General features: G+C 53.5%; 23 protein-coding genes. 9 read left to right on the top strand and 14 right to left on the bottom strand.

What is annotated here, in order from left to right; translation table 11 throughout:
- The first annotated feature begins 58 nt into the window (after positions 1-58).
- From INT84_RS03835 to INT84_RS03820, 4 genes are all read left to right on the top strand, one after another.
- Positions 59-511: a Fur family transcriptional regulator gene (locus tag INT84_RS03835; protein ID WP_194205688.1), complete on the top strand. Its 453-nt coding sequence runs from the start codon at positions 59-61 to the stop codon at positions 509-511.
- A gap of 80 nt (positions 512-591) precedes the next feature.
- Entirely contained in the window at positions 592-1,974 is a 1,383-nt protein-coding gene (gene cysS / locus INT84_RS03830; RefSeq protein ID WP_194205687.1) for a cysteine--tRNA ligase, read from the top strand.
- 71 nt (positions 1,975-2,045) lie between these two features.
- Complete coding sequence (locus INT84_RS03825) at positions 2,046-3,176, top strand: NAD(P)/FAD-dependent oxidoreductase (RefSeq protein ID WP_194205686.1); 1,131 nt, start codon at positions 2,046-2,048, stop codon at positions 3,174-3,176.
- 11 nt (positions 3,177-3,187) lie between these two features.
- Entirely contained in the window at positions 3,188-4,837 is a 1,650-nt protein-coding gene (locus INT84_RS03820) for a nucleoside recognition domain-containing protein (protein ID WP_194205685.1), read from the top strand.
- A gap of 268 nt (positions 4,838-5,105) precedes the next feature.
- On the opposite strand, the gene zigA is transcribed toward INT84_RS03820, so the two are convergent.
- Together zigA and hisI are read right to left on the bottom strand one after the other, a co-directional pair.
- A complete protein-coding gene (zigA, locus tag INT84_RS03815; protein WP_194205684.1) occupies positions 5,106-6,329 on the bottom strand; it encodes a zinc metallochaperone GTPase ZigA in 1,224 nt (407 codons plus the stop codon).
- Positions 6,329-6,766, bottom strand: a complete 438-nt coding sequence (gene hisI, locus INT84_RS03810) for a phosphoribosyl-AMP cyclohydrolase (protein WP_194205683.1) — start codon at positions 6,764-6,766, stop codon at positions 6,329-6,331. Before hisI ends, zigA begins: the two co-directional genes overlap by 1 nt.
- Positions 6,767-6,921: 155 nt before the next feature.
- Between hisI and INT84_RS03805 the strand changes: the two genes are divergently transcribed.
- Positions 6,922-7,404, top strand: coding sequence for a Fur family transcriptional regulator (locus INT84_RS03805; protein ID WP_194205682.1), 483 nt, complete (start codon positions 6,922-6,924; stop codon positions 7,402-7,404).
- Positions 7,405-7,533: 129 nt separating this feature from the next.
- Here INT84_RS03805 and INT84_RS03800 read toward each other — a convergent pair whose 3' ends face one another.
- The 8 genes from INT84_RS03800 to putP all read right to left on the bottom strand — a co-directional run bounded on the left by INT84_RS03800 (position 7,534) and on the right by putP (position 17,070).
- On the bottom strand, positions 7,534-8,532 hold the full coding sequence (locus INT84_RS03800; RefSeq protein ID WP_194205681.1) for an iron ABC transporter permease: 999 nt from the start codon (positions 8,530-8,532) through the stop codon (positions 7,534-7,536).
- A gap of 5 nt (positions 8,533-8,537) precedes the next feature.
- Positions 8,538-9,494, bottom strand: coding sequence for an ABC transporter substrate-binding protein (locus INT84_RS03795; RefSeq protein WP_194205680.1), 957 nt, complete (start codon positions 9,492-9,494; stop codon positions 8,538-8,540).
- Between the two features lie 21 nt (positions 9,495-9,515).
- Positions 9,516-10,337, bottom strand: a complete 822-nt coding sequence (locus INT84_RS03790) for an ABC transporter ATP-binding protein (protein WP_370529636.1) — start codon at positions 10,335-10,337, stop codon at positions 9,516-9,518.
- 422 nt (positions 10,338-10,759) lie between these two features.
- Positions 10,760-11,548, bottom strand: coding sequence for a phosphate starvation-inducible protein PhoH (phoH, locus tag INT84_RS03785; protein WP_176920739.1), 789 nt, complete (start codon positions 11,546-11,548; stop codon positions 10,760-10,762).
- Positions 11,549-12,048: 500 nt separating this feature from the next.
- Positions 12,049-13,332, bottom strand: a complete 1,284-nt coding sequence (efeB, locus tag INT84_RS03780; RefSeq protein WP_194205678.1) for an iron uptake transporter deferrochelatase/peroxidase subunit — start codon at positions 13,330-13,332, stop codon at positions 12,049-12,051.
- A 5-nt stretch (positions 13,333-13,337) separates the two neighbouring features.
- Complete coding sequence (efeO, locus tag INT84_RS03775; RefSeq protein WP_194205677.1) at positions 13,338-14,465, bottom strand: iron uptake system protein EfeO; 1,128 nt, start codon at positions 14,463-14,465, stop codon at positions 13,338-13,340.
- Between the two features lie 49 nt (positions 14,466-14,514).
- Positions 14,515-15,348, bottom strand: coding sequence for an iron uptake transporter permease EfeU (gene efeU / locus INT84_RS03770; protein ID WP_194205676.1), 834 nt, complete (start codon positions 15,346-15,348; stop codon positions 14,515-14,517).
- Between the two features lie 216 nt (positions 15,349-15,564).
- On the bottom strand, positions 15,565-17,070 hold the full coding sequence (putP, locus tag INT84_RS03765) for a sodium/proline symporter PutP (protein ID WP_194205675.1): 1,506 nt from the start codon (positions 17,068-17,070) through the stop codon (positions 15,565-15,567).
- Positions 17,071-17,461: 391 nt separating this feature from the next.
- On the opposite strand from putP, the gene putA reads away from it, so the two are divergent.
- A complete protein-coding gene (gene putA, locus INT84_RS03760) occupies positions 17,462-21,421 on the top strand; it encodes a trifunctional transcriptional regulator/proline dehydrogenase/L-glutamate gamma-semialdehyde dehydrogenase (protein WP_194205674.1) in 3,960 nt (1,319 codons plus the stop codon).
- A gap of 187 nt (positions 21,422-21,608) precedes the next feature.
- A complete protein-coding gene (locus INT84_RS03755; RefSeq protein WP_194205673.1) occupies positions 21,609-22,004 on the top strand; it encodes a lysozyme inhibitor LprI family protein in 396 nt (131 codons plus the stop codon).
- Positions 22,005-22,375: 371 nt separating this feature from the next.
- Here INT84_RS03755 and INT84_RS03750 read toward each other — a convergent pair whose 3' ends face one another.
- Positions 22,376-22,552, bottom strand: coding sequence for a general stress protein (locus tag INT84_RS03750; RefSeq protein ID WP_176920732.1), 177 nt, complete (start codon positions 22,550-22,552; stop codon positions 22,376-22,378).
- 393 nt (positions 22,553-22,945) lie between these two features.
- On the opposite strand from INT84_RS03750, the gene wrbA reads away from it, so the two are divergent.
- On the top strand, positions 22,946-23,542 hold the full coding sequence (gene wrbA / locus INT84_RS03745) for an NAD(P)H:quinone oxidoreductase (protein ID WP_176920731.1): 597 nt from the start codon (positions 22,946-22,948) through the stop codon (positions 23,540-23,542).
- 20 nt (positions 23,543-23,562) lie between these two features.
- A complete protein-coding gene (locus tag INT84_RS03740) occupies positions 23,563-23,790 on the top strand; it encodes a YccJ family protein (RefSeq protein ID WP_176920730.1) in 228 nt (75 codons plus the stop codon).
- A 38-nt stretch (positions 23,791-23,828) separates the two neighbouring features.
- Here the strand turns inward: INT84_RS03740 and agp are convergent, their stop codons facing one another.
- The 3 genes from agp to INT84_RS03725 form a co-directional block, all read right to left on the bottom strand.
- Positions 23,829-25,070 carry a bifunctional glucose-1-phosphatase/inositol phosphatase gene (gene agp / locus INT84_RS03735; RefSeq protein WP_194205672.1) on the bottom strand — a complete coding sequence of 414 codons (1,242 nt, stop codon included), beginning with the start codon at positions 25,068-25,070 and terminating at the stop codon, positions 23,829-23,831.
- 277 nt (positions 25,071-25,347) lie between these two features.
- Positions 25,348-25,584 carry a hypothetical protein gene (locus tag INT84_RS24150; protein WP_228065805.1) on the bottom strand — a complete coding sequence of 79 codons (237 nt, stop codon included), beginning with the start codon at positions 25,582-25,584 and terminating at the stop codon, positions 25,348-25,350.
- 146 nt (positions 25,585-25,730) lie between these two features.
- Positions 25,731-26,093, bottom strand: coding sequence for a hypothetical protein (locus INT84_RS03725; RefSeq protein ID WP_194205670.1), 363 nt, complete (start codon positions 26,091-26,093; stop codon positions 25,731-25,733).
- Positions 26,094-26,097 lie beyond the last annotated feature (4 nt).

Here is a 26,097-nt window from a genome sequence, read left to right as displayed (position 1 = left end):
GTTGCAATAATACCGACTTACTGCCAAAATTCAAATGACAAGACTCACAGGGGAAAATATGACAACACCAGTGGCCAAAACGTATGACTGGAAGCAAACGTTACGCGCACAGGGTTTGCGGGCAACGCCATCCACCCTTGCTACGCTGCAATGCCTTGAACATGCCAGCCAGGCCATGAGCCACGACGATTTGACTCAGCAACTCGGCGAGCAGGCTCCCGATCGCGTCACCCTTTACCGCATTCTGGAGCGGCTAATGCAGGTGAGTATTGTTCAGCGTTATACCGACTCGGCAAGAACTCAGCGTTTCGCTCTGACCCAACGGGCTGCCGTAGGGGTTTTTGAATGCGATAACTGCCATCATGTTATTCCTATTGAACAGGATCCAGCGCTGGAAGCAGCCATTGAAATGGTAAAGTCGCATCTCACCGGACATGGTATGACCGAACGGGAAATTACCCTTTCCAGCCATGGTATCTGTCCGGACTGTAATCGTACTCTGACTAAATAATCTTTTTCTTATTCCATGCGACCGTTGATTAGCACCAGGCGTGCTCGCGTACTGCTATGCAAAGTAATGAGGTAAGCGCCATGATAAAAATGACAAATACAATGAATGGGCAAAAGGAGTTGTTGGTTCCGATCACGAAAGGCAAAATTGGCATGTACGTCTGCGGTGTCACGGTCTATGACCTTTGCCATTTGGGACACGCCAGAACCTTTGTGGCTTTTGATATGATCGTGCGCTATCTGCGCTTTCGCGGCTACGATGTGACTTTCGTGCGCAACATTACCGATATAGATGACAAAATTATTCAGCGCGCCCGTGAAACCGGAGAGGACTGGCGCAGCCTGACAGAGCGAATGGTGCATGAAATGCACATTGATTTTGCAAAGTTAGGCATCCTGCCGCCAGATATCGAACCCCGCCCCACAGAGCACATTCCACAAATCATCAGTATGATCGAACGACTTCTGCATCGACAATATGCTTACATTGCAGAGAGTGGTGACGTCATGTTCTCCACTGCATCGGCACAAGACTACGGAAAGCTTTCGGGACAGGATATTACCATGCTTCGCGCCGGGGCCCGCATCGACGTCAATGAGTATAAACGTGACCCGCTGGATTTTGTTCTCTGGAAGCGGGCGAAATCCGGCGAGCCGGCCTGGCCCTCTCCATGGGGAGAAGGGCGACCGGGATGGCATATTGAATGCTCTGCGATGAACTGTCATTACCTCGGAACGCATTTCGACATTCATGGCGGCGGTTCGGATCTCATTTTTCCACATCATGAAAATGAAATCGCTCAGTCTACCTCAGCCAACGATGGCCCTTACGTGAACTACTGGCTCCACACCGGCATGGTGACGGTAGATAAAGAAAAGATGTCGAAATCGCTGAATAACTTTTTTACCCTGCGCGATATTCTGAACCGGTTCGATGCCCAGAGCTTGCGTTTCTTCCTGCTAAGTGCCCATTATCGTAAGCCATTAAATTACAGCGAGGAAAATATTCATCTGGCGCGCGCCTCGCTGACACGGCTCTATACCGCATGCCAGTTTGCTGATGGCTCCCGGTCTGAAGAGCATGATGCCTGGCAGGCCAGGTTCTGTGAGGCAATGGATGATGATTTTAATACGCCTCAGGCGCTTGCCGTTCTGTTTGAGCTAACAAGAGAAATTAATCGGCTATACGCAATGAATAAAGACGAAACGGCAGCACTTGCCACCACGCTGAAAGATCTGGGCAATGTGCTGGGGTTGTTTGAACAATCCGCGGCTGCCTTTTTGACCAACCGCGATGACTTTCACCCAGCAGAGTTGCAGCTTATTGAAAACCTAATCCATCAGCGTAGCGAAGCACGACGTATGGGCGAATGGGGCAAGGCCGATCGTTTAAGAAATGAATTAGCGGAGCAAGGCATCGAGCTTGAAGATGTCGGCGAAAACACCTCCTGGCGCATCCGATAAATCGAACATCAGGAGGAAAAAAAATTTCAATGTGATATGTTATGTTATAACGTAACATAAAAGGTGATTCTATGAACCAACCACGCGAAGTCGTTATTGTCGGTGCGGGTCCGGCTGGGGTGGGTATGGCGGCGCTTCTTCGTCGGAGCGCCGTGCAGGATATCCTCGTCGTGGATAGTCACGAAGTGGGTGCCTCCTTTATGCGCTGGCCGGAAGAAACCCGCTTTATTACTCCTTCTTTTTTTTCCAATCCGTTCGGACAAGCCGATCTTAATGCTGTGACGCCTGACAGTTCCCTGGCGCTTTTCTGCGGTGAAGAACACGCCGGGGGAAACACGTACGCAAAATACCTCAATGCCGTGCTGGATGAGTATCAGATCCCTGTCATGGCCCCCGCCAGGGTTGTAAAGGTGGCCTTGCTCAGTTCAGGTCATTTTATGCTGACAACAGAAACAGGAGAGAGAATTGAAACGCGCTCATTAATATGGGCTACAGGTGAATTCCAGTTCCCTGACCGGCAGATTTTTCCGGGAGCAAAAATGTGTTGCCATTACGCTGATGTGTCCAGCTGGAAGGACTTCCGAAAAGGCGATTACATCGTGATCGGCGGCTATGAAAGCGCGGTGGATGCCGCTGTAAACCTGCTGGAAAATGGTTCATCGGTAAAAATGTTGACCCGCTCTGCCCCCTGGTCAACTAACCATATCAGCGATCCCAGTCTGTCGCTCTCTCCTTATACCCGTGAGCGACTTAACAGGGCGATGAATAACCGTCTTTTCGAAATTTATGAAGATGCGGATGTCTGTGAGGTGGTCAGGATGCCCGGCCCGGGGAGTTCCTACAAGGTCCATACCACTAACGGACGCGCCTGGGCCACTGACGAGGTGCCTGTGCTTGCCACCGGCTTCCAGTGTGGCGGGGGAGCAAGTCAACTGGCTGCTTTTTTTGAATGGAATGATGATGGCTATCCGGTGTTGACGGACGACGACTGCTCAACTCTTTTTCCCGGTTTGTACCTTGTCGGCCCCCATGTCCGGCATGCCGGAAATATTTATTGTTTTATCTATAAGTTCCGCCAGCGCTTTCCCGTCGTGGCAGAAAGTATCACGCGTCATCTGGGCCTGTCCTCTGAAGGAGTACGGGACTGGTGGGTTCTGCCTTCAGAGCCTGACTGCTGTGCCGATGATGACTGTGCATGCTGAGGTCCGTGTTTATGCAATCATTCGTTTTAATGGGATTAGAAAGTGCAGGAAAATCTACCCTGTTTAATATCCTGACGGAAAGTGCTGCCAGTGATGAGCGTAATTTCAGGGGATCGACCGTTGTATGTCGGGAAGGTCTCATCAATGATGCAGGGATCTGCCTGGTTGATACGCCAGGCATACGTTTTCAGAGCGACAGTGAAACCACGAAACTCGCCCTTGATGCGCTAAACCAGCATGATGGCATTCTGGTGGTTCTGCGAGCCACGCACGCTCAGCAGGAGTGGCAAACGCTCTGTCACCTCATACCGCCACAGGTAAAACACCTTGTTATACTCCTGACCTTTGCTGATAAGATCAGAAAGGGCCTTCGGGAAGTGACTGAATACCTGAGCGAAACATCAGGTGCGCCTGTACTGGCAGTCAATGCCCGGGAAGCTGGCAGCAATGTTCGCCAGGAAATAGTGCAGTTGCTGTTGCAGGATAAACCAGCACCTTCCGCTGTCTCTTTACCCCGCCATAAGATACCGGTAATTAATCTGCTGGCTGAATCGCCTCAACAAACGATATTTGAACATCGCTGGGCTGGAAAAGTTGCTGCAATAGTATGCCTTTTCCTGCTGTTTGCCGTTCCGGTATGGGGGGCATGGCTGCTGTCAGATTTCATTCAGCCTGTCATTGACAGTGCGGTTATTCAGCCGCTTGAGAATATAACGACCAACTGGCCCGATGTTCTGAAAGCATTATTTGTTGGCAATTACGGTCTTTTTAGCCTCGGACTCTATTCTTTCGTATGGGCTTTTCCTGTGGTGGTACTGGTCGGCATATCTCTTTCACTGACAGACGACAGTGGGCTTAAGGAAAGAATTACCGCGACGCTGGATCCCTGGTTGCGAAAAGTGGGTCTCAGCGGTCAGGATCTTATTCCCGTATTAAGTGGTTTCGGCTGTAACGTGGTGGCAGTTTTTCAGAGCCGTTCATGTTCGCGCTGTACGCGGCATGCCTGTATCAGCATGATTAGCTTTGGCTCTGCTTGCAGCTATCAGACGGGGGCGACGCTTTCACTTTTTAATGCTTCTCATCATCCCTGGCTCTTTGCACCTTATCTCAGCCTGCTTTTTATCACTGGCGCAATACATACGCGGCTCTGGAACAGGCCGTTAAAGCCTGGCGAGAATCCGCGTTTGACAGAGTTGACCTGGCTACAATGGCCGCGCTGGCGAAACGTGACGTGGATGCTGAGAAATATCCTCCGTCAGTTCCTTATGCAAGCCATGCCACTGTTCCTGATCATCTGTCTTATTGCGGGAGTGCTTGATTACGCAGGTATCACCCGCTGGCTGAGCGAAACTACTGCGCCTTTACTTCATCTTTTTAAACTGCCAGCAGAACTGATGCCTGGGATCATCTTTTCACTGTTACGAAAAGATGGCCTTATGGTGCTGAATCAGGATGGCGGCAGCATATTACAGTCCCTCAGCACATCTCAGCTTCTGTTGCTTGTCTGGCTCGCCTCTACCCTGATGGCATGCCTTGTCACGGTATTTACCATCGCCCGGGAAATAAGCTGGCGGTTCGCCGCGGCAATAGCAGGAAGACAAGCGCTGAGTTCGTTGGTTGTGGCTCTGGTGATATCCCTGTTATTCATTCATGGAGCATGAATATGATCCCCAAAACTTACCAGCAATGGTACCGATGCATTACAGAAGAATGTGGCATTCCCCTTACGCAGGCATTCATTACATCCCGCCTGGCTGTTCTTCAGGACCCCGGACACCAGGAAACCAGACGCTTTGTCTCGTTATATGGACAATCTCATCTGAACAGTATTGTTCAATGGTTTAAAAAAGTGCAGGAAGGCGTGTCGTAAAAATGACAGCCTGTTTCGCTTTCATACTCAGGCACCCGGCAAATGCGGGTGCCTTTAATTCACTCCTCGAACCAGGGCTCAACAGGATCGGGATAATGACGCCACTTTTGCGGTCCTTCAGCCATTTCGGCATCCGTTAACAGGGCTGAATCCAGCCTGTTGCGCAGTTCTGATTCATTCATTTCCATGCCAATAAAAACGAGTTCCTGGCGGGCATCACCTATGCCATCCATCCAGTGAGACATGATGAACTCCAGTGATTCTGCGTCTTCTGGCCAGCGTTCTTTCGGCACGCTTGCCCACCACATGCCACCCAGTCCCTGGCGCGCAACCCCGCCAGCCTGTGACCATGAACCTGCAAATTCCGGACGGCTGGCCAGCCAGAAGTACCCTTTTGATCTAACGACGCCATCCAGCTCGTTTTCCATCACCTGCCAGAAACGGGTCGGATGAAAAGGCCGACGGGCGCGAAAGACAAAGCTGGAAATTCCGTATTCTTCTGTTTCCGGTTTATGTTCACCGCGCAATTCTTTAAGCCAGCCGGGTGCCTGAGCGGCTTGATCGAAATCGAACAGGCCGGTATTGAGTACGTTATCCAGGGGGACCTGACCAAATTGTGAAACAACAATCCTCGCCCGTGGATTAAGCGAGCGTAAAACCGCCATCAATTTTTCTTTTTGCGCTTCACTGATAAGATCGACTTTATTAAGGACCAGCACATCGCAGAATTCAATCTGATCGATCAGCAGGTCAACCACGCTCCTTTCATCGCCTTCACCGAGCGATTCTCCGCGTGACTGAATACTGTCCTGCGAACCATAGTCCTTCAGAAAATTGTATGCATCCACCACGGTAACCATGGTATCAAGGCGGGCCACTGTCGAAAGGCTTTCACCGTCATCATCCGCAAAGGTAAACGTCTCAGCAACAGGCAGGGGTTCAGAGATCCCCGTGGACTCAATGACAAGCTGATCGAAACGCCCCTCTTTCGCCAGACGATTAACCTCAAGGAGCAGATCTTCGCGCAATGTACAGCAAATGCACCCGTTGCTCATTTCTACCAGCTTTTCATCCGTACGGGAGAGCTCTGCACCGCCATCCCTGACCAGCGCAGCATCAATATTCACTTCTGACATATCGTTCACAATAACGGCCACCCGTCGGCCTTCCCGGTTGTTCAGAATATGGTTAAGCAGGGTCGTTTTCCCTGCCCCCAGAAATCCCGAAAGTACGGTAACCGGCAGACGTTTATCGTTATAAACAGTTGCACTGACTTCGGACATTAACTTACCTCTCCTGTTTTGTTGCTCCAGACTGGATTAACCGGGTCGTTAAGTACGACCACCTCTTCGCCTTTAATGGCGTTATAAAAGCAGCTTCGCCGACCTGTGTGGCAAGCGCCTCCCAGTTGATCAACAAGCAAAAGTACGGCATCGCCGTCACAATCCAGACGAATATCAAGCACCTGCTGGATACAACCAGAGGTATCACCCTTGCGCCACAGGCATGACCGGGATCGGGACCAGTAACAGGCCCGGCCCGTCTTTAATGTCTCTTCTAAGGCCTGTCGATTCATCCATGCAAGCATCAGAACCTCTCCTGAGTTGTATTGCTGAGCGACGGCAGCGATCAAGCCATGACTGTCCCAGGGGATTGACGGCAGGATATCCTCAAGCTGAAACACTGCGCCTGCATGGGCTTTTTCCAGTAACAGAAACATTGGCACCTCACTTAGCTTGTGCTATGTTATAACGTAACAATTAAGTTTGCCAGTCCTTCTTTTTAATTCCGCACCATCACTGCGTCAGCAGCGTTCCTGCCGTCCGGGGTAAGAAAAGAAGATATCGCGTTGACAACGACAGGAGGCCAGAATCGGTGAGCAATAAACCCTATTCTCTGATTACAAGGGAAGCTGCGCTATCGTCATCGGATGGTGCCGGGCTGAGGGAGCTGATTGAGAGTAAAAAGGTGCGGCTCACACCGCTCCGGGAGAGAGTTTACCATTTCGTCAGGCATGCAAAAGAAAAAGGCATTAGCGCATATCAGATACTGGAATTAATGAAAAAATATAATCCGAATGCAAAACCCACTACGGTTTACCGTTCTCTGGATTATTTGCAACAGGCAGGCATTATCGTAAAAATAGAATGCTGTAGTAAATTTGTCAGAAAAGACAATTTATCCTCTGAGGTGATGACTCTTTTTATGATTTGCTCAAGCTGCGGGACTATTATTCAGCATACTGACAATAATATTGATGCTTATATTGAAAAAAACGCCATGGAATATGGCTGCGCGGTACAAAAAAAGAACATTGAAATTCGGGTGATTTGCCCTGATTGTCGACAAAAGCAGTAACCAGAAAAATGCTAAAAATAAACCATCCCAATATTATCTCAGGCTATAACAGGCATAGTCATTAATGAGTAATCCCAGAGCCTGCTTTTGTTATTTTCACTGACATAGTTAACCTTAATGCCCTGTGCTTCAGGACGAATTCCGTGCAAGTATGGTGATAATAAACACCCCACCAATGCCCGCCGTAATAATGCCGATCGGCAGTTCCTGCGGAGCCAGTATCGTCCGGCTGACGATGTCACCACCACACAGTAGTATTGCTCCCCAGACGCCACACAAGGGTAACAGCAACAGATGCTTCACCCCTGCAAAATGCCGACACAGATGAGGCACCATTAAGCCGACAAATCCAATCACGCCGGTTAATGCCACCAACAACGATGTTGCCAGTGCACAACAGAGAAAAATCTCGATCCGCAGACGACTGACGTTAATCCCCAGTGACAGCGCTGTCTGTTCTCCTGCCAGCACGCCATCCAGCGAGCGCCACCGCAACAGGACAAAGGCAATCAGTAGCACCAGGCTGAACACGGCAAAGGGCAAATTGTCCCAGCTGGCTAATCCCAGGCCGCCCAGAGACCAGAACAGTACAGAGCTGGCCGCCCGCTGATCGCCGGAAAAAATGAAATAACTGGTCAGCGCGCCGAACAAAAAAGAGATGGCAAGCCCACAGAGAATAAGATGCTCAGCTCCGCGTTGCTTTTTAAAATGAAACAGCAGCATCACTGCGATGGCGGAACACACGCCACCGACAAACGCCGATACCGGAAGCGTAAATGCACCGAGTCGATCGCCAAAGCGGGTGATCACCAGTACCGCCCCCGCTGACGCGCCGGAGGATAGCCCGAATAAAAAAGGATCGGCCAGATCATTACGGGTGGTCGTCTGTAACAACGCCCCCACCATCGCCAGTCCCGCCCCGGTCAGCACAGAGAGTAACATCCGGGGGACGCGTAAATCCGTCACGATTCTGCTGACCATGGCAGATACCGGCTCATCCGTCAGCTTCAGTGCTCCCAGCACCTGCATTAGCGACAGTGGCACTGTCCCTCTGGTAATACTGAATAACATCAATCCGATCAGCACTACCATCGCTCCCCACATCGCCCAGTGATAACGGCAGGACATGAGTATTACTTCGCCGCTGCCGGGTACATTGCCCGCGCGAGTTTTTCCACCGCATCAACGTTAGCAGGTCCCGGCGTCAGTTCAGCATATTGCAGCTTCAGGTAGCGCTGATGCTGTACCGCCGGAGTCAGTTTCATTAATGGATGTTTCTCCAGAAAACGACGCAGCGCATCTGCCCCGCTACCCGTCTGGTAATCCAACAAAATAATAAAATCCGGCTCAGCCGCCGCGACGCTTTCCCAGGAGGTTGTGCCCCAGCTGGTATCCAGCGCCTCCATTGCATTTTTACCACCAGCCGCCTCAATAATGGCCGTAGGCATCGCATATTTACCACTGGTAAACGGTTTATCCTCGCCTGAGTCGTAGACGAACACCTTTAAAGGACGGGTACCTGCCGCTGGCTTCGGCAGTTCGTTCAACCGCTTTTTCCAGCCGCTGACCAGGGTCTGTGCATCATTGCGCTTGCCAAAAATCTTACCCAGCGTGAGGACATCGTTATACAGCAGATCCATCGTGGCTTTATTTTTGTGCGCAGTGGTGAACACACAGCTTTCACTCAGAACAAAAGTCTTGATGCCATATTTGCTTAGCGTATCCGGCGTCACTTCGCCGCCCACTTTCATTCCATAGTTCCAGCCAGCGAAAAAGAAATCAGGTTCGGCGGCCAGTAAGGTTTCAAGGGTGGGATATTTTGGTGCCAGTTCCGGGATCGAACCCATCGCCTGTTTAAATTCCGGCGTCATTTTGTACCAGCCACTAATACCGGTCAGCCCAACGATGCGATCTTGCAAATGCAGTGCAAACGCCATTTCTGACATATTAAGGTCGTTAATAACCGCCCTTTTCGGCGGACTGGCGAAGGTGACAGGCGTCCCACAACTTTCAATCGTCACCGGGAAATCGGCAGCACTGGCTGCTGAAGCAGACAGTACCACCAGCAGGGATATAAACCTTTTTTTCATTACTGACTCTCAGGGAATAATTTATGCACAATGCGGCACTTCAAAAATACGTAACGCCTTTCCTGTGTGAGGATGCGGTACGGTAAAACTGGTCAAGCCAAAGACGGGATAAAGGTATTCTGATACCAGTACCCTCTCCGGCGTGTCACAGATCACTGACTGCCCCTGAGACAGGAGAAGAACACGGTCAGCAAAGGATCCTGCCAGTGTCAGATCGTGTAATACCGCCACGACGGTGATCCCCTTACTTTTCACCAGCGAAAGGAGCTCCGCACGTCCGGGGGGATCGAGATGGTTGGTGGGTTCATCAAGCAATACCAGCTCGGGCGTCTGTGCCAGTACCCGTGCCAGCGCGGCCCGCTGTCTTTCGCCACCGGAAAGCGCAACCAGAGACCGCCTGCGTAGCCGCTGCAATCCGGTATCTTTAATGGCTTTTGCGACAATCGCATCATCTGCATTGCGCGGGACATCCCCGGCATGAGGGATACGCCCCAGCGCCACATAGTCCTCAACGGACAGTCTCATATCGGGTGTATCGTTCTGCGCCAGAACAGCAACCTGTCTGGCCCGCTGTTGCCGGGATAAAGCAGACATGGCGCGGCCCCGCAGACGAATTTCCCCTTTCAGATGGGTCAGTTCCTGGCTAATCGCCCTCACCAGGGACGTTTTACCGCTGCCGTTAGGTCCGATAACGGCCAGACACTCTCCGGCGTTGACCGCAAAATGAATGGCTGAAAGCAACTCGCCGCCGCCGGGTCGCGGCAGAGACTGAATATCGACGCTGAGAACACTTTCCAGCGGATCAAAATCATCTTTTAGCGTATGTGCGGTATTGCGCTTCACGGTGCTCTTCTCGATTTCGGTACGGGTAATCAGGAGGCTGGCAGCATCCTGATTGCGCATATCGTTGGCGGTTCTCTTTTCGTTTAACTGGTCAGAACGGCAACGGGAATACGGTTAACCGCATTCATGTTGCGCCTCACTCACCTATAGATATGTTATAACATAACACTAAAAAATTAACCAAACCTCTTTTGGCTCTGCTTGCCGGACTTCAGAGCTGATAAACGTTATATCGGGGAATTATGCCAGGCGGCGCTGCGCTTGCACAGACCTACGGATTGCGCATAACCTGCTGATTCTTGATGAATTTGTAGACCGGGAAAGGCGAAGCCGCCACCCGGGAAAACGGCGTATGCATAGCGAAAGGAGTTTGCCAAAAACAACAAAGCCCGGTTCCCCGGGCTTTGCACACAAAATAAATATCAATAATAGGCTTGCAGCGTGCGCTGACACAGCACGGAGCGCACGCAGTCGTCCGTCGTAAAACGCACCACGCCAATCATCTCATCTTCTTCAAAACGTGCCAGCGCATCGCTCAACCCTGATTTTACGTGCGACGGCAGGTCGCACTGGGTGATATCGCCGTTAACGATGACCGTCACGTTCTCCCCGAGGCGTGTTAAAAACATCTTCATTTGCGCAGCGGTCACGTTCTGAGCCTCGTCGAGAATGACGACCGCATTTTCAAAGGTACGTCCGCGCATATAGGCGAACGGCGCGATTTCTACCTTGCCGATCTCCGGACGCAGGCAGTACTGCATAAAAGAAGCCCCCAGTCGTTTGACCAGCACGTCGTAGACCGGGCGGAAATAAGGTGCAAACTTCTCGGAAATATCTCCGGGTAAGAAGCCGAGATCTTCGTCGGCTTGCAGGACCGGACGTGTGACAATGATCCGCTCCACATCCTTATGAATCAGAGCCTCAGCCGCTTTAGCCGCGCTGATCCAGGTTTTACCGCAACCTGCCTCACCGGTAGCAAAAATAAGCTGTTTGGTCTCGATAGCATTCAGGTAGTGCGCCTGAGCTTCATTACGCGCCTCAATCGGTGAGTTATCCCGGCAATCCCGCGCCATACCGATTGATTCTACGCCGCTCATCTGGACAAGCGAGGTGACCGATTCTTCTTCACGCTGTTTATGACTACGCGAATCCCGTCTCAGCACACGTTTAGCTTCACGACGAGCTTTGATCACTGCTTTTTGTCTTCCCATGGATAGCACCTTGAGTTGTTAATTAACATCCACACGCTACGATCGGCGCGATTATGTACACAAACATCTGAGGTTTGGCTTCCTTGTAAGCCATGACTTGCGTTTTAACGGACGTGAACGTACGACCAACCGCGTCATACGATCCGTCGGTAAACTCGTTAGCTGCCCTTGATGGGGAAAATAAGGTGGTAAAGAAGGGGGTGACGAAGGCGCTGCCTCCGCTGATGCAGGGATGGATTATCGATGCTGAATGTCCAGTGCCGGACGCTACCATTCACGATCTCCCGTTGTAGCGACATCCTGTCGTGGTTTCCCGTTCATATAAAAAGTAAAACAAATCTTTCCAAAATTGCAACATTATATTTACTTAAAAATAACAAAAACGGTTAACTTTTTGTTTGCACAAGCCTCTTATATTTATATTACAGAAATATAACAATGCCCGGGAAAGAGGAAAAAATTATGATCTGACGAGCATAACGCGCGTCAGATCGTGGAATTTACGCCTCCAGTAACGCCTGGCCGAGATAGCTTTCCGCGTTTTGTACGCCTGGCAGAACGAAGAAAAAGCCGCCGCCAATCGGCTTGATGTACTCTTCCAGTGCTTCCCCGTTAAGACGCTTCTGCACCGTCAGAAAACCCTTTTCCAGATCGTGCTGATAACAGACAAAAAGCAGGCCCATATCCAGCTGACCAGAATTAGTGACGCCGAGCGAGTAGCTGTAGCCGCGTCGCATCATCAGGCTGGACTGGGTCTGTGGCGTGCGCGGATTTGCCAGCCGGATATGGCTATCCAGCGCAATCACCTCGCCGTCCGGGTCCTGCGCATAATCAGGCGTATCGTGCTCCTTCTGCATGCCCAGCGGCGCGCCGGTGGCTTTGTCACGACCAAATATGGTCTGCTGCTCTTTTAGCGGCGTGCGGTCCCAGAATTCAACGTGAAACTGAATGATCCGTACCGCCTGGTAGCTGCCGCCCGTGGCCCACGCCGGTTCGCCCTGCTCCGCCGTCACCCAGACCACCTCATCCATTAACGCGTTATTCTGACTGTCCGGGTTAGCGGTGCCGTCTTTAAACCCCAGCAGATTGATCGGCGTCTCATTACCCTTACTGCGCGCGGCGTGATCGGAAATAAACCCTTCTCGTTTCCAGCGCACGCTTAATAAATCCGGCGTGTGCTTGATGATATCGCGCAGCGCGTGGATCACCGTGTCCTGAGTGTTGGCGCAGATTTGCAGCAGCAGATCGCCATGACATAACGCGGCGTCCAGCGAGTCATTGGGAAAGCGAGTCATCTTTTGCAGCTTTTTCGGCGTCTGTTGCGCCAGACCGAAACGGTCGTCAAATAGCGAATGGCCCAGCGATAGCGTCATGGTCAGGTTATCCGGCGCGATGAATTTACCGAGGATGCCGGAATCGGTCGGCGGCAGGCGGGGATTGGGCGTCTGCGGCGCGGGGCCTCCCGCAGTCAGAAAGGCAAACCGCCGGGTGAGCAGACGCAACAGACGTTCCAGTTCGGCTTTGTCGCTCGCCAGCACGTCAAACGCCACCAGCATCATCGCCGCCTGTTGTGGGGTGAGGATGCCTGCCTGATGAGAGCCGTAGAACGGCTGCGTCTCCATTCGCGCATCCGGCGACAGCGTGCCCGGCGCGCTTTGCGGTTTCGCCGCGTGGGCAACCGGACAACCGCCGCCAACAACCAGCGCGCCACCCAGCGCGCCGATGTGCTTCAGTAAACGACGGCGCGACGGTTCGTCGACGCCGGAGGGATCGTAATCAGACATCGCGCTTAGTCCAGACCCAGGATACCGCGCAGCTGCGCCAAATCTTCCGCCAGCGTGGTGATCGGCCCTTTCAGCGCATTGCGATCGGCATCGGTGAGTTTGTCATAGGTTTCAAATCCCTCTTTGGTACGATATTTAGCGAGGATGGCATCCACTTTTTTGAAGTTGGCATCCACCTTCGCCAGCAGCGCCGCATTCTCTTTTTGCAACTGCGGACGCAACAGGTCGACAATTTTCTGCGCGCCGTCGATATTGGCCTGGAAATCCCACAGGTCGGTATGGCTGTAACGATCTTCTTCACCGCTGATTTTGCTCGAAGCCACTTCTTCGATCAGGCCAGCCGCACCGCCCACCACTTTTGACGGCGGGAATGCCAGTTCTTCGATGCGTTTCTGGAGATCAACGACATCGGTATAAAGCCCGTCGGCGTAGCGATCCATATCTTTGGTGCTGTTATCGCCAAACAGCGCTTTTTCCAGCCGGTGAAAACCGGTGAATTTTGGATCGGCGGCTTTTTGTTCGTAATCGTCTTCACGGGCATCAATCGCGCCATCAAGATCGGAGAACAACTCGGCAATCGGCTCGATGCGCTCGTAATGCTGGCGGGTCGGCGCATACAGCGCTTTCGCTTTCTCAACTTCACCGGCTTTAACCGCATCGGTAAAGTCTTTGGTGCCTTTCACCAGCGCCGACGTTTCCGCCGTCACGTAGGCTTTGTACTCCGTGATAGCGCCGCTCAGAGAAAGTAGCGCATTCCCTTTGTCAGCATCCGCCGTGGCCGTCCCCGTCACCGTGAGCTTACCTTTAGGGTTGGTCAACAGACCGCAGGTCATATCATATTCACCCGGCTGGAGGTTGGCGGTCATCTTATGGGTAAAGCCCGGCGCGATGTTTTCCCGCTCTTCAACCACCATCACGCCCTTCAGGATCTCCCACTCCAGCGCTTTCTGGCTATGGTTTTGAATAATAAACTGCGTTTTTCCCGCCTTCACCGTCAGGTTCATCGGCTCGCACTGTTTATCGGTGACGGTCACTTTCACCTGCGGCACATCGGCAGCCTGTACGGCAAAGGCGGACGCAAACAGCGCTGCGAGGCTGAGTTGCAGGGCACTACGGCTAACGTTGGTGGTCATAGCACATCCTTTAATAAGTATGTTGTAACTAATAAAGTCATTGTATGAATCAGGGCGCAGGCGTACTGGACGCCACAGCGGCGCGCGGCGGCCAGATAAACAGCGCCAGCGCCGGAATAAGATAGATAAAGTACACCGCCACTTCGCTGACGCTCGGTGCCTCCTGGTAGCCAAAAACGCCTTCCAGCAGGGTGCCGAATAGCGAATGCGTCGACAGCACGTTGCTTAAATCAAATGCCACGTCCTGAAACTGATTCCACAGTCCGGCCTCATGGAAGGCGCGGATAGCGCCCGCCGCCAGCCCCGCCGCGACCAGCAAAATAAACACACTGGTCCACTTAAAGAACGCGCCGAGGTTAAGGCGAATACCGCCCCAGTACAGCAGGAACCCCAGTACGACGGCGGTGGTTAGCCCCAGCACCGCGCCCAGCGGCGGCCAGATCCCCAGATCCTGCTGAAAGGCCGCCAGCAGGAAAAACACCGATTCCAGCCCTTCCCGCGCGACGGCGAAGAAAACCATCAGGATCAGCGCCCAGCCGTGATGATTGCCATTGTGTAGCGCCTTATCGACCGCCTGCTCCAGCTGCTGCTTAACGTTGCGGGATACTTTGCGCATCCAGAACACCATCCAGGTGAGGATGATGACCGCCACCACGGCGACCAGCCCTTCAAACAGCTCCTGCTCTTTTTGCGGAAACTCGCCGGTGGTTTCGTTAATAAAGATGCCAAGCCCGAGGCACAGCGCCGCTGCCAGCACCACACCAACCCACATAACGCCAATCCAGCGTCCCCGCTGGGTTCGCTTCAGGTAGCTGGCAATCAGGCTGACAATCAGCGCCGCTTCCAGCCCTTCGCGTAACATGATGAGAAATGGAACAAACATCGACGCGCCCTTATATCAAGTAAGGTCAATAGTTGAAAAGAAACGTAAATAGCAGTGATAGTGATTATCATTACGGAAAGAAGAAAAACAAGCGAAATCTCGTTTAGCGGCGGGAAAAGTTGATGCGTTGGTTAATAGTAACTCAGGTTACAAATTCAAAATAAGCGACAAAAAAGGCGGGTATTACCCCGCCTCATCAGTAGGTTCTGAGGGAAATTACTCCGCTACGCGTGCAGGCGGTGCGCTGTTATAGTGCGCATCCGCTTCGGCGAAACGTTGTTGCATCGCGGCCGATGGCGCTTTGCCCAGCAGGCTAAATACCACAATGCCGATGCTGCCGAAAATGAAACCGGGGATGATTTCATACAGGCCGAACCAGGCGAACTGTTTCCAGACGATCACCGTGATGGCACCGATGATCATCCCGGCCAGCGCGCCGTTGCGGGTCATCCGCGACCACAGCACGGAGAACAGAATGACTGGCCCGAATGCGGCACCGAAGCCCGCCCAGGCGTAGCTCACCAGGCCCAGCACGCGGTTTTCCGGATTGGCCGCCAGCGCGACGGCAACCAGTGCCACCACCAGCACCATCATCCGGCCGACCCACACCAGCTCTTTCTGGCTGGCTCCTTTGCGCAGAAACGCCTTATAGAGATCTTCAGTTATCGCGCTGGAGCAGACCAGCAGCTGGCAGCTTAACGTGGACATCACTGCGGCCAGAATCGCCGACAACAGCACCCCGGCAATCCACGGATTAAACAGGATCTGCGCCAGTTCGATAAACACACGTTCAGCGTTCTGATTCACCGCGCCTGCCAGCGACGGGTTATTGGTAAAGTAAGCGATGCCATAGAAACCGACTGCCACCGCCCCGGCAAGACAGAGGATCATCCACGTCATGCTGATGCGGCGGGCGTGAACGATAGTGTGATGAGAATCCGCAGCCATAAAACGCGCCAGAATATGCGGCTGACCAAAATAGCCCAGCCCCCAGCCCATCAGGGATATAATGGCGACCACATCCAGCCCCTTGAGCATATCAACGTTTTCGACGCTTTTTTGCCGGATAACCGCCAGTGACTCGTCAAAACCACCGACGGACATAACCACCATTACCGGGGTCAGGATCAGGGCGAAAATCATCAGGCTGGCCTGCACGGTATCGGTCCAGCTGACCGCCAGAAAACCACCGATAAAGGTATAAATAATCGTCGCCGCCGCGCCCGCCCAGAGTGCGGTTTCGTAGCTCATACCAAACGTGCTTTCAAACAGACGGGCACCGGCAACGATGCCCGAGGCGCAGTAGATGGTGAAGAAAAGCAGGATCACCAGGGCCGAAATAATCCGCAGAAGGCGGCTGCCGTCTTCAAAGCGCCCGGTGAAATAATCCGGTAAGGTCAGCGCGTTATTATTCACCTCAGTATGCACACGCAGGCGTCCGGCCACCAGCTTCCAGTTAATCCATGCGCCGAGCGTCAGGCCGATGGCGATCCAGCTTTCCGAGATCCCGGAAATGAAAATCGCGCCCGGCAACCCCATCAACAGCCAGCCGCTCATATCAGACGCGCCAGCGGAGAGCGCCGTGACAAGCGCCCCCATCCGCCGCCCGCCGAGAATGTAATCGCCAAAGTTTTTTGTCGAGCGCCAGGCAAAAAAGCCAATCAATATCATGCCAAAAATATAAATAAGGAATGTCACCAGCATTGGGGTGCTCATAGCCATTAACCATCTCCAGAGTGTTTTATCTGTTATTGCGCCACCGGAACGGGGTGGCAATATGCTGTCATCATCAGGCGACCGTATCCTGCCGTAACCTTTTGCTATTCACAAATGGTTTAACACAGCATTCACATCATTTTTTGTTAAGTACAAATATGATTTTCCTTTAGGTTGCACTCGCTCACGTTTTTACGGGTTGCACCCGAAGAAAGTGTTAACCAACGCATAAAACCACAGCCAACGATCTTCCCGGCGTCGGCAATGGTAGTAACTTTTAATTAACATTCACCCTATTTTCAGCCTTGCTACCGCCGTCACATTTAACAAGGTTGCACAAAGTTGCAACATGCCCGATAGTCTTTTGCCATAACGTACAGAACAACAGGAGTAAGGCATGGGGACGACCACCATGGGGGTCAAACTTGACGACGCCACGCGCGAGCGGATTAAAGCGGCGGCAAATCGTATCGATCGCACACCGCACTGGCTGATCAAGCAGGCGATTTTTAACTATCTGGAGCGGCTGGAAAGCAACGAGCCCGTTGCCGAGATCCCTGCCCTGCTCAGCCATGCCGCTGAACACGAGGATAACGTCGCGCCGGTTGAAGAGATCCACCAGCCTTTTCTCGATTTTGCCGAGCAGATCCTGCCGCAGTCGGTAAACCGCGCCGCCATTACCGCCGCCTATCGCCGGCCCGAGACCGACGCCGTCCCGATGCTGCTGGAGCAGGCGCGTCTGCCGCAGACGATTGATGAGCAGTCGCACAAGCTGGCATACCAACTGGCGCAATCGCTGCGTCAGCAAAAAAATGCCAGCGGCCGCGCCGGGATGGTGCAAAGTCTGCTCCAGGAATTTTCCCTCTCTTCACAGGAAGGCGTGGCGCTGATGTGTCTCGCCGAGGCGCTGCTCCGTATTCCGGATAAAGCCACGCGCGACGCGCTGATCCGCGATAAAATCAGCAATGGCAACTGGCAGTCGCACATTGGCCGCAGCCCGTCGCTGTTTGTTAACGCCGCCACCTGGGGGCTGTTATTTACCGGCCGGCTGGTCTCGACCCATAACGAATCTCACCTTTCGCACTCGCTTAACCGCATCATCGGCAAAAGCGGCGAGCCGCTGATCCGTAAAGGCGTGGATATGGCGATGCGTCTGATGGGCGAGCAGTTTGTGACGGGCGAAACCATCTCCGCCGCGCTGGCCAACGCCCGCAAGCTTGAGGAAAAAGGCTTCCGCTACTCCTACGATATGCTGGGCGAAGCGGCACTGACCGCGGCGGATGCTGAAGCTTATATGGTCTCTTACCAGCAGGCGATCCACGCCATCGGCAAAGCCTCTAACGGGCGCGGCATCTATGAAGGACCAGGGATCTCCATCAAGCTCTCCGCGCTGCACCCTCGTTACAGCCGCGCCCAGTATGATCGGGTGCAGGAGGAACTGTATCCACGACTGAAGTCGCTGACGCTGCTGGCCCGCCAGTACGATATCGGCATCAATATCGATGCCGAAGAGGCGGATCGTCTGGAAATCTCCCTCGACCTGCTGGAAAAACTCTGTTTCGAGCCGGAGCTGGAGGGCTGGCACGGCATTGGATTCGTGATTCAGGCGTATATGAAGCGCTGCCCGTTCGTCATTGATTACCTGATTGACCTGGCGACCCGTAGCCGCCGCCGGCTGATGATCCGTCTGGTAAAAGGCGCGTACTGGGACAGCGAAATCAAACGTGCACAGATGGAGGGGCTGGAGGGGTATCCCGTTTATACCCGCAAGGTTTATACCGATGTCTCCTACCTTGCCTGCGCCAAAAAACTGCTGGCGGTGCCCAATCTTATTTACCCGCAGTTCGCTACCCACAACGCGCATACGCTGGCGGCGATTTATCATCTTGCCGGGCAAAACTACTATCCGGGGCAATATGAATTCCAGTGCCTGCACGGAATGGGCGAACCGCTGTACGAGCAGGTGGTCGGGAAAGTCGCCGACGGCAAACTGAACCGTCCGTGCCGCATTTATGCGCCGGTGGGCACGCATGAAACGCTGCTGGCCTATCTGGTCCGTCGCCTGCTGGAAAACGGTGCCAACACCTCTTTCGTCAACCGCATCGCCGACGGCACCCTGCCGCTCGACGAACTGGTGGCGAACCCGGTAACCGCAGTCGAGCAGCTGGCGGTTAAAGAGGGTGAAATCGGCCTGCCGCACCCGAAAATCCCGCTGCCGCGCGATCTGTACGGCGCGGGACGGCTTAACTCCGCCGGGCTGGATCTGGCGAACGAGCACCGCCTGGCGTCGCTCTCCTCAGCGCTGTTGAATAGCGCGGCGCAAAAATGGCTGGCGCTGCCAGTGCTGGCTGAGGCCACAGAAGAAGGTGAAATGACGCCGCTGGTCAACCCTGCTGAACCGGGAGATATCGTCGGCTTTGTCCGCGAAGCCAGCGAGGCAGAGGTCGATCGGGCGCTGGTCAGTGCGGTTAACCAGGGGCCCATCTGGTTCGCCACACCGCCGCAGGAGCGTGCGGCGATCCTGCAACGGGCTGCCGTGCTGATGGAAGACCGGATGCAAACGCTGATTGGCATTCTGGTGCGTGAAGCCGGGAAAACCTTCAGTAATGCGATTGCGGAAGTGCGCGAAGCCGTAGATTTCCTGCACTACTATGCCGCTCAAGTGCGCGATGATTTTGATAACGAAACACATCGCCCGCTGGGTCCCGTGGTCTGTATCAGCCCGTGGAACTTCCCGCTGGCGATCTTCACCGGGCAGATAGCGGCGGCGCTGGCGGCGGGCAACAGCGTACTGGCCAAACCGGCCGAGCAGACGCCGCTCATCGCTGCTCAGGGTGTGGCGATCCTGCTGGAAGCGGGCGTCCCGCCCGGCGTTATTCAGCTGCTGCCGGGACGTGGAGAGACGGTGGGGGCAAAACTCACCGCTGATGAACGCGTACGCGGGGTGATGTTTACCGGCTCCACGGACGTCGCCAGCCTGTTGCAGCGTAGCGTTGCCACACGTCTGGACGCGCAGGGTCGTCCAACCCCGCTCATCGCGGAAACGGGTGGGCTCAATGCGATGATCGTTGACTCTTCGGCACTGACGGAACAGGTGGTCGTCGACGTGCTGGCCTCGGCCTTTGACAGCGCCGGGCAGCGCTGCTCGGCGCTGCGCGTGCTGTGTATACAGGAAGACGCCGCCGATCATACGTTAACCATGCTGCGCGGCGCGATGGCCGAGTGCCGGATGGGGAATCCGGGACGCCTCAGCACCGATATCGGCCCGGTTATTGATGCCGACGCGAAGGCGAATATTGAACGCCATATTCAGGAAATGCGCGCGAAAGGACGCACCGTATTCCAGGCCGCACGCGAGGTGGGTGATGACAGCCGCGAGTGGCGAAGCGGCACCTTTATTCCGCCGACGCTTATTGAGCTGGAGAGCGTGGATGAGATCAAAAAAGAGATCTTTGGCCCGGTCCTGCATGTGGTGCGCTACTCTCGCCGTGAGCTACCGCAGCTGCTTGAGCAGATCAACGCCGCAGGCTATGGCCTGACGCTGGGTGTCCACACGCGTATTGATGAGACCATCGCTCAGGTGACCGGCACAGCGAAGGTCGGCAATCTGTACGTCAACCGCAATATGGTGGGCGCAGTGGTTGGGGTACAACCGTTCGGCGGTGAAGGGTTATCCGGTACCGGACCGAAAGCCGGTGGCCCGCTTTATCTCTACCGTCTGCTGGCAAGCCGTCCGCAGAATGCGCCAGCTATCACCCTCACCCGTCAGGATGGTGAACGCCCGGCAGATACACAGCTGAAGAACTTACTGACGCAGCCGCTGACGGCGTTAACGTCGTGGGCCGCGGACCGTCCTGCGCTACAGACGTTGTGCCAGCGTTTTGGCGAACAGGCGCAGACCGGCACGCAGCGTCTGCTGCCCGGTCCTACCGGGGAGCGTAATAGCTGGACGCTGATGCCGCGTGAAACGGTAGTATGTCTTGCGGATAATGAGGACGATGCGCTGACCCAGCTGGCGGCAGTCCTGGCGACGGGCGGACGCGTCCTGTGGCCGGAGGGAACGCTGCATCGCGACCTCTGGCAGTCGTTGCCAGCCGGGGTACAGGCGCGTATCGGGTTCATTAACGTCCAGGCGCTAACCGCGGAGGCATTCGATGCGGTTATTTTCCACGGCGATTCCGATAAACTCCGCGAGCTGTGCAGCGATATCGCCGAACGCGAGGGCGCGATCGTTCCGGTGCTCGGCTTTGCCCGCGGCGAGACGGATCTGCCGCTGGAGCGTCTCTACCTTGAGCGCTCGCTGAGTATTAACACCGCTGCCGCAGGCGGCAACGCCAGCCTGATGACAATCGGTTAAACACTCGTTACTCTGTAAAGGCTCCTGCTACAGGAGCCTCAGACTGCTGACAAACGTTATACCGTGGAATGATGCCCGGCGGCGCTCCGCTTGCACGGGTCTGGAAAAATGGTACAGCCAAAAATTCCCAGGCCGGGTAAGGCAAAACCGCCTCCCGGCAAAACGGCACAGATATTCGAGGTCCATAATGAAGCGAATGACGTTACTGATGACCAGCCTGCTGGTCAGCATTCCGGCTTTTGCCGATAACTGCGACAACGCCTCGACGCAGCTGGAGATGAACCAGTGCAGCGCCGAACAGTACCAGGCGGCAGACAAAAAGCTGAACGAGACGTGGACTACCGCGCTAAACCGCGCCCAGGCACCGCAAAAAGAGTTGTTGAAGAAAGCGCAGCAAAAATGGATTGCCTTACGCGACGCCGACTGTGAGCTGATTGCCTCTGGCACCGAAGGCGGCAGCGTGCAACCGCTGATCCATAACCAGTGTCTGACGGAAAAAACGGAAGAGCGTAACGCCTGGCTGGGGTCGATGTTGCAGTGTGAAGAAGGCGATTTAAGCTGTCCGCTGCCGCCTGCAAACTGACTTACCCTTTTCTGGAGCGCAGAAATTAAAATGCCGCCGGGCGCGAACCCGGCGGCTGGGGGAGTGACTTCAGTTACTTACTTCAACTTCAATTACTTACTCGAACTACTTACTTCAGTACTTCAACTTCAGTTACTTACTTGAACTACTTACTTCAGTTACTAACTTCAACTGCTTACTTCAGCACTTCAACTTCAGTTACTAACTTCAACTACTTACTTCAGTACTTCAACTTCAGTTTCTTACATGAACTACTTACTTCAGTACTTCAACTTCAGTACTTCAACTTCAGTACTTCAACTTCAGTTACTTACTTCATTTCAACTTACTGCTACTTCAGTCACTTACTACCACTTCTGAAAAACAGTCAGCTAGCTACTACGACCGCCGCCATGACTGCTTTTACCCCCTTTTTTGCCAGCTTCAGAGGCGCGCTGGGGATCGTTCTTAAAATTCCCGCCGCTCTGCTGACCACCTTTACGGCCTGCTTCTGATGCTCTGTCTCGGTCTTCTGCGAAGTTACCGGAACCACCACGATGGGTTGTCATTACTGACCTCCATTATTGATTAGACATCATACTGCATTCAGTAAAAGAGTATTCTTTCACCTCACGGCAAACTACAAGAATCTTTAACTGCGCCGCGTGAGATTAAGCATAGTGGAATGAGGTTTGTTAGCCAGCGGATATTAATATTCTGCAACAGGATCGGCGCTAAAAATGACCGTTTTTCCTGCGCGCAAACATAAGCGTTTATTATGTTTTGAAAAAATAGCGCCGCGGAAAATGTTTCATTTTGCTACGCCTCCCCTCTTCACCCCTGTTAGCCTCTTTTCTGTACAAAAATCAATCCATAAGGCGGTAAATTTGCACTTTTAGCATCTCGACATAGAGTTAAGGGAGTGCGTTTAAACATAACGGCCGTATTGAGGAGCGAAAGAAATGGCAAAAATTTTAGTGCTCTATTATTCCATGTATGGACATATCGAAACGATGGCGAACGCTGTCGTGGAAGGGGCAAAGAAAGTCTCCGGCACCGACGTCGTACTCAAACGCGTCCCGGAAACCATGCCCGCTGAACTGTTTGAAAAATCCGGCGGTAAGCAGCAGAGCGCGCCTGTCGCCACCCCACAGGAACTGGCGGACTACGACGCCATCATCTTTGGTACGCCAACCCGCTTCGGCAATATGACCGGACAGATGCGTACCTTTCTTGATCAGACCGGCGGCTTATGGGCCAACGGCAGCCTACGCGGCAAAATCGCCAGCGTGTTTAGCTCAACCGGCACCGGCGGCGGGCAGGAACAAACCATCACCTCAACCTGGACGACGCTTGCTCATCACGGGATGATCATCGTGCCGATTGGCTACGGTGCCCCAGAACTTTTTGACATCTCGCAGGTACGCGGCGGCACGCCTTACGGCGCGACCACAATCGCAGGAGGCGACGGTTCCCGCCAGCCCAGCGAGGAGGAGCTGGCAATCGCTCGCTATCAGGGCGAGTACGTTGCAGGACTGGTAGTAAAACTCAACGGCTAATCTTTCACAGGAGAATATGTATGCCTACTCAAGAAGCTAAAGCTCATCGCGTTGGAGAATGGGCCAGTTTGCGCAATACGTCGCCAGAGATCGCCGAAGCCATCTTTGAGCTGGCCGATTATGACGAAACGCTGGTCGAGAAAATCTGGGAGGAAGGCAACGACGAAGTGCTGATTCGCGCCTTTGAGAAAACCGATAAAGATTCGCTGTTCTGGGGTGAACAGACGATTGAGCGGAAGAACGTGTAATACACAGGCTCCCCTGCATCCACAGGGGAGCAAAAGCGTTATTTCACCGCCTCGTTCATCACTTCGCTAAATTTCTCCATAGGGCAGAAGCCTTCTGCATCAACCGGGCAGCCATTCAGCGCCAGGGTAACGCGCTGCGGCGGCGCTTCCAGGGTTAGCTTATCGGCATTTCTGATCTGCTTCGTGCTCTGATACACATACTCAATCTTCATCAAATCACGGTTGCCCTTCTCATCATGCCAGCGCTGGAACACCAGTTTCCCGCCAATCGGCGTGCGTTCGTTCTGATCGTGAAGTTCGTAAGGTTTGAAATCCAGCGCGGTTAACAGCGAACCGATGTTAGAGTCGTGGCCGACCAGCAGGGTGATTTTTGGCGTTTTATTCGCGTCTTTGACCAGCGCGTTATCGATATATTTCACCAGCGGCGCGGCGACGTTACGGGCCACTTCCGGCGAGGTAAACAGACTGTCCTGGTAGCCGTTTTTCAGACGCGAGAGCACGCGCCACTGCTCGTCAGTTTTAATTTCGCCCCATGCCACCTGGTCCATCGGGAAACCTTCGTAGTATTGCAGCGTAAATGCGTCCACCAGCGAGTTGCCGACTTTCAGCGGCCCGGAGACGCCCGGCTCTTCCTGATATTTCGCGCTGAAGCTGTCTTTCGGTTCCGTCAAAGAGCAGGTCTGCTTCTCTTTACAGGAGGGCGAGTCTTTATAATCGACTATTTTCTCCAGCAACTGATAGCTTTCCGCCAGCTTCATCTGCTGACGCTCTTTATCCATCGCGGTGGTGGCGGTTTTGCTGAAGGCTTCCGAATTATCGGTGATCACCGGGTTAAAGGTCGGGTCCATAGTGCCCATTTTTTCCTGGTGATGGACCGGGACATCACAGCCGGGAAACGCGCCGGTAATGAAGAATTGCGCGGTCGCCACGGTGCGTTGCAGGCTGTTTGCATAGGCATAGACCGCATCGGAAGTCGGGCATTCGCCGGAGGTCACCATCCCCTGCTGCGCCAGCCACTCGCGCATATAGTGGCCCATATACACCTCAAGCACGCCGCCCTTGGTCGTTAACTGACCGCCCGGCACATCCCACTCCGGCCATTTTTGCGGCGTAGACTGTTCCAGCACGCTACCGTTATTGGCGAGCGGGGCACGCAGATTGTGACGGCTCATGATCAGCACCTGCTGGAGCTTGTACCCGTCCGGCGCGGTTTGCGCCTGCACGCCACAGGTCATGACCAGCGAGCCCATAATGGTCGCTGCAAGTAGTGTTTTTTTCATTCCTTGCCCCTCAGAGGTTAATCGTTCGTTAATTGTGACAGATTTATGACACACCCCACGCTCCCGCGGCGCTCGGGTTATTGATTCTGTGACGTTGCGCGTATTCGGGGCAAAAAAAAGGCCGCCGTAGCGACCTGTTGCGATTACTTCTTCTCAGGGGTAGGTTTTTTATCACCGGATTCCGGGGCTTCGCGCGGATCGTCTTTTTCGATAGTCAGCATGGTTTTCTCCTTCGAATACGTCTGGAAGGATAAGTATAGACTATCGGCTGGGCAGCTTAGTTACATTTGCCGGTCGGCGCTTTAAGCGGGCCACAGCTTCCCGGATCCAGTATTGCGTATCCTTTATTATCCATACAGCTTTCAAGTTTATAGATCCGCTTGTCATGTTCTTCCATTGTTTCACCGTCAACTAAAACGTTTCTTCTCCATTGTTCAGTATCAGGATTAATCTTCGGATCTAAGCCGCAAGCGTGAAGATCGTTTCTACGCTGAACAGGATCGGTGTGACCCATTTGTCCCCGTTGTTGAAAAGTTTGCACGTAGGGTGGAAAACGATAATTTGATGAATCCATATCTCCCACGACGCACCCATTCAATCCCAGCGGCAAGAGCAAGATTAACACACGTGCTCTCAATTTTTTTATAAGCTGAGAAGGCATTAATTGCACATACCGGTTGGCGCTTTAAGCGGGCCACATCTGCCCGGATCTAATAGAACATAACCTTTGTTTTTCATACAAGCCTCAAGACTGGCAATTCGGCGATCCTCCTGCTCCATCGTCTCGCCTTCCAGAGCGACATTTCTACGCCATAATTTGCTGTCAGGATCGGTATTGCGATCTAAACCGCAGGCATAGAGATCGTTTTTACGTTGAACCGTGTCAGTATGCCCCAGTTGTCCCTGTTTTTGGAAAGTCTGTATATATGGCGGAAAATCATAGTTGGATGAATCCATATCCGCTACGACACAGCCACTTAATGTAAATACACTGAACGGAATAAACATCAAACTAAGTCGCATTATT

The sequence above is a fragment of the Superficieibacter sp. 1612_C1 genome, from assembly GCF_015234305.1.
In the GTDB taxonomy this organism is placed as follows: domain Bacteria; phylum Pseudomonadota; class Gammaproteobacteria; order Enterobacterales; family Enterobacteriaceae; genus Superficieibacter.
Note: the sequence above shows the minus strand (reverse complement) of the source record. Positions and strands in the feature narration are given on the sequence as shown.

Bases quoted from the DNA above. Each gene is read 5' to 3' on its own strand.
- phoH (WP_176920739.1), bottom strand. From the start codon at position 11,548: ATGGGAAGACAAAAAGCAGTGATCAAAGCTCGTCGTGAAGCTAAACGT.
- INT84_RS03800 (WP_194205681.1), bottom strand. From the start codon at position 8,532: ATGTCCTGCCGTTATCACTGGGCGATGTGGGGAGCGATGGTAGTGCTG.
- INT84_RS03740 (WP_176920730.1), top strand. From the start codon at position 23,563: ATGCCTACTCAAGAAGCTAAAGCTCATCGCGTTGGAGAATGGGCCAGT.
- zigA (WP_194205684.1), bottom strand. From the start codon at position 6,329: ATGTCCGAAGTCAGTGCAACTGTTTATAACGATAAACGTCTGCCGGTT.
- INT84_RS03825 (WP_194205686.1), top strand. From the start codon at position 2,046: ATGAACCAACCACGCGAAGTCGTTATTGTCGGTGCGGGTCCGGCTGGG.
- hisI (WP_194205683.1), bottom strand. From the start codon at position 6,766: ATGTTTCTGTTACTGGAAAAAGCCCATGCAGGCGCAGTGTTTCAGCTT.
- agp (WP_194205672.1), bottom strand. From the start codon at position 25,070: ATGAAAAAAACACTACTTGCAGCGACCATTATGGGCTCGCTGGTCATG.
- INT84_RS03795 (WP_194205680.1), bottom strand. From the start codon at position 9,494: ATGAAAAAAAGGTTTATATCCCTGCTGGTGGTACTGTCTGCTTCAGCA.
- putA (WP_194205674.1), top strand. From the start codon at position 17,462: ATGGGGACGACCACCATGGGGGTCAAACTTGACGACGCCACGCGCGAG.
- efeU (WP_194205676.1), bottom strand. From the start codon at position 15,348: ATGTTTGTTCCATTTCTCATCATGTTACGCGAAGGGCTGGAAGCGGCG.
- INT84_RS03725 (WP_194205670.1), bottom strand. From the start codon at position 26,093: ATGCGACTTAGTTTGATGTTTATTCCGTTCAGTGTATTTACATTAAGT.
- cysS (WP_194205687.1), top strand. From the start codon at position 592: ATGATAAAAATGACAAATACAATGAATGGGCAAAAGGAGTTGTTGGTT.
- efeB (WP_194205678.1), bottom strand. From the start codon at position 13,332: ATGTCTGATTACGATCCCTCCGGCGTCGACGAACCGTCGCGCCGTCGT.
- efeO (WP_194205677.1), bottom strand. From the start codon at position 14,465: ATGACCACCAACGTTAGCCGTAGTGCCCTGCAACTCAGCCTCGCAGCG.
- INT84_RS24150 (WP_228065805.1), bottom strand. From the start codon at position 25,584: ATGGGTCACACCGATCCTGTTCAGCGTAGAAACGATCTTCACGCTTGC.
- INT84_RS03755 (WP_194205673.1), top strand. From the start codon at position 21,609: ATGAAGCGAATGACGTTACTGATGACCAGCCTGCTGGTCAGCATTCCG.
- INT84_RS03820 (WP_194205685.1), top strand. From the start codon at position 3,188: ATGCAATCATTCGTTTTAATGGGATTAGAAAGTGCAGGAAAATCTACC.
- putP (WP_194205675.1), bottom strand. From the start codon at position 17,070: ATGGCTATGAGCACCCCAATGCTGGTGACATTCCTTATTTATATTTTT.
- INT84_RS03835 (WP_194205688.1), top strand. From the start codon at position 59: ATGACAACACCAGTGGCCAAAACGTATGACTGGAAGCAAACGTTACGC.
- INT84_RS03750 (WP_176920732.1), bottom strand. From the start codon at position 22,552: ATGACAACCCATCGTGGTGGTTCCGGTAACTTCGCAGAAGACCGAGAC.
- wrbA (WP_176920731.1), top strand. From the start codon at position 22,946: ATGGCAAAAATTTTAGTGCTCTATTATTCCATGTATGGACATATCGAA.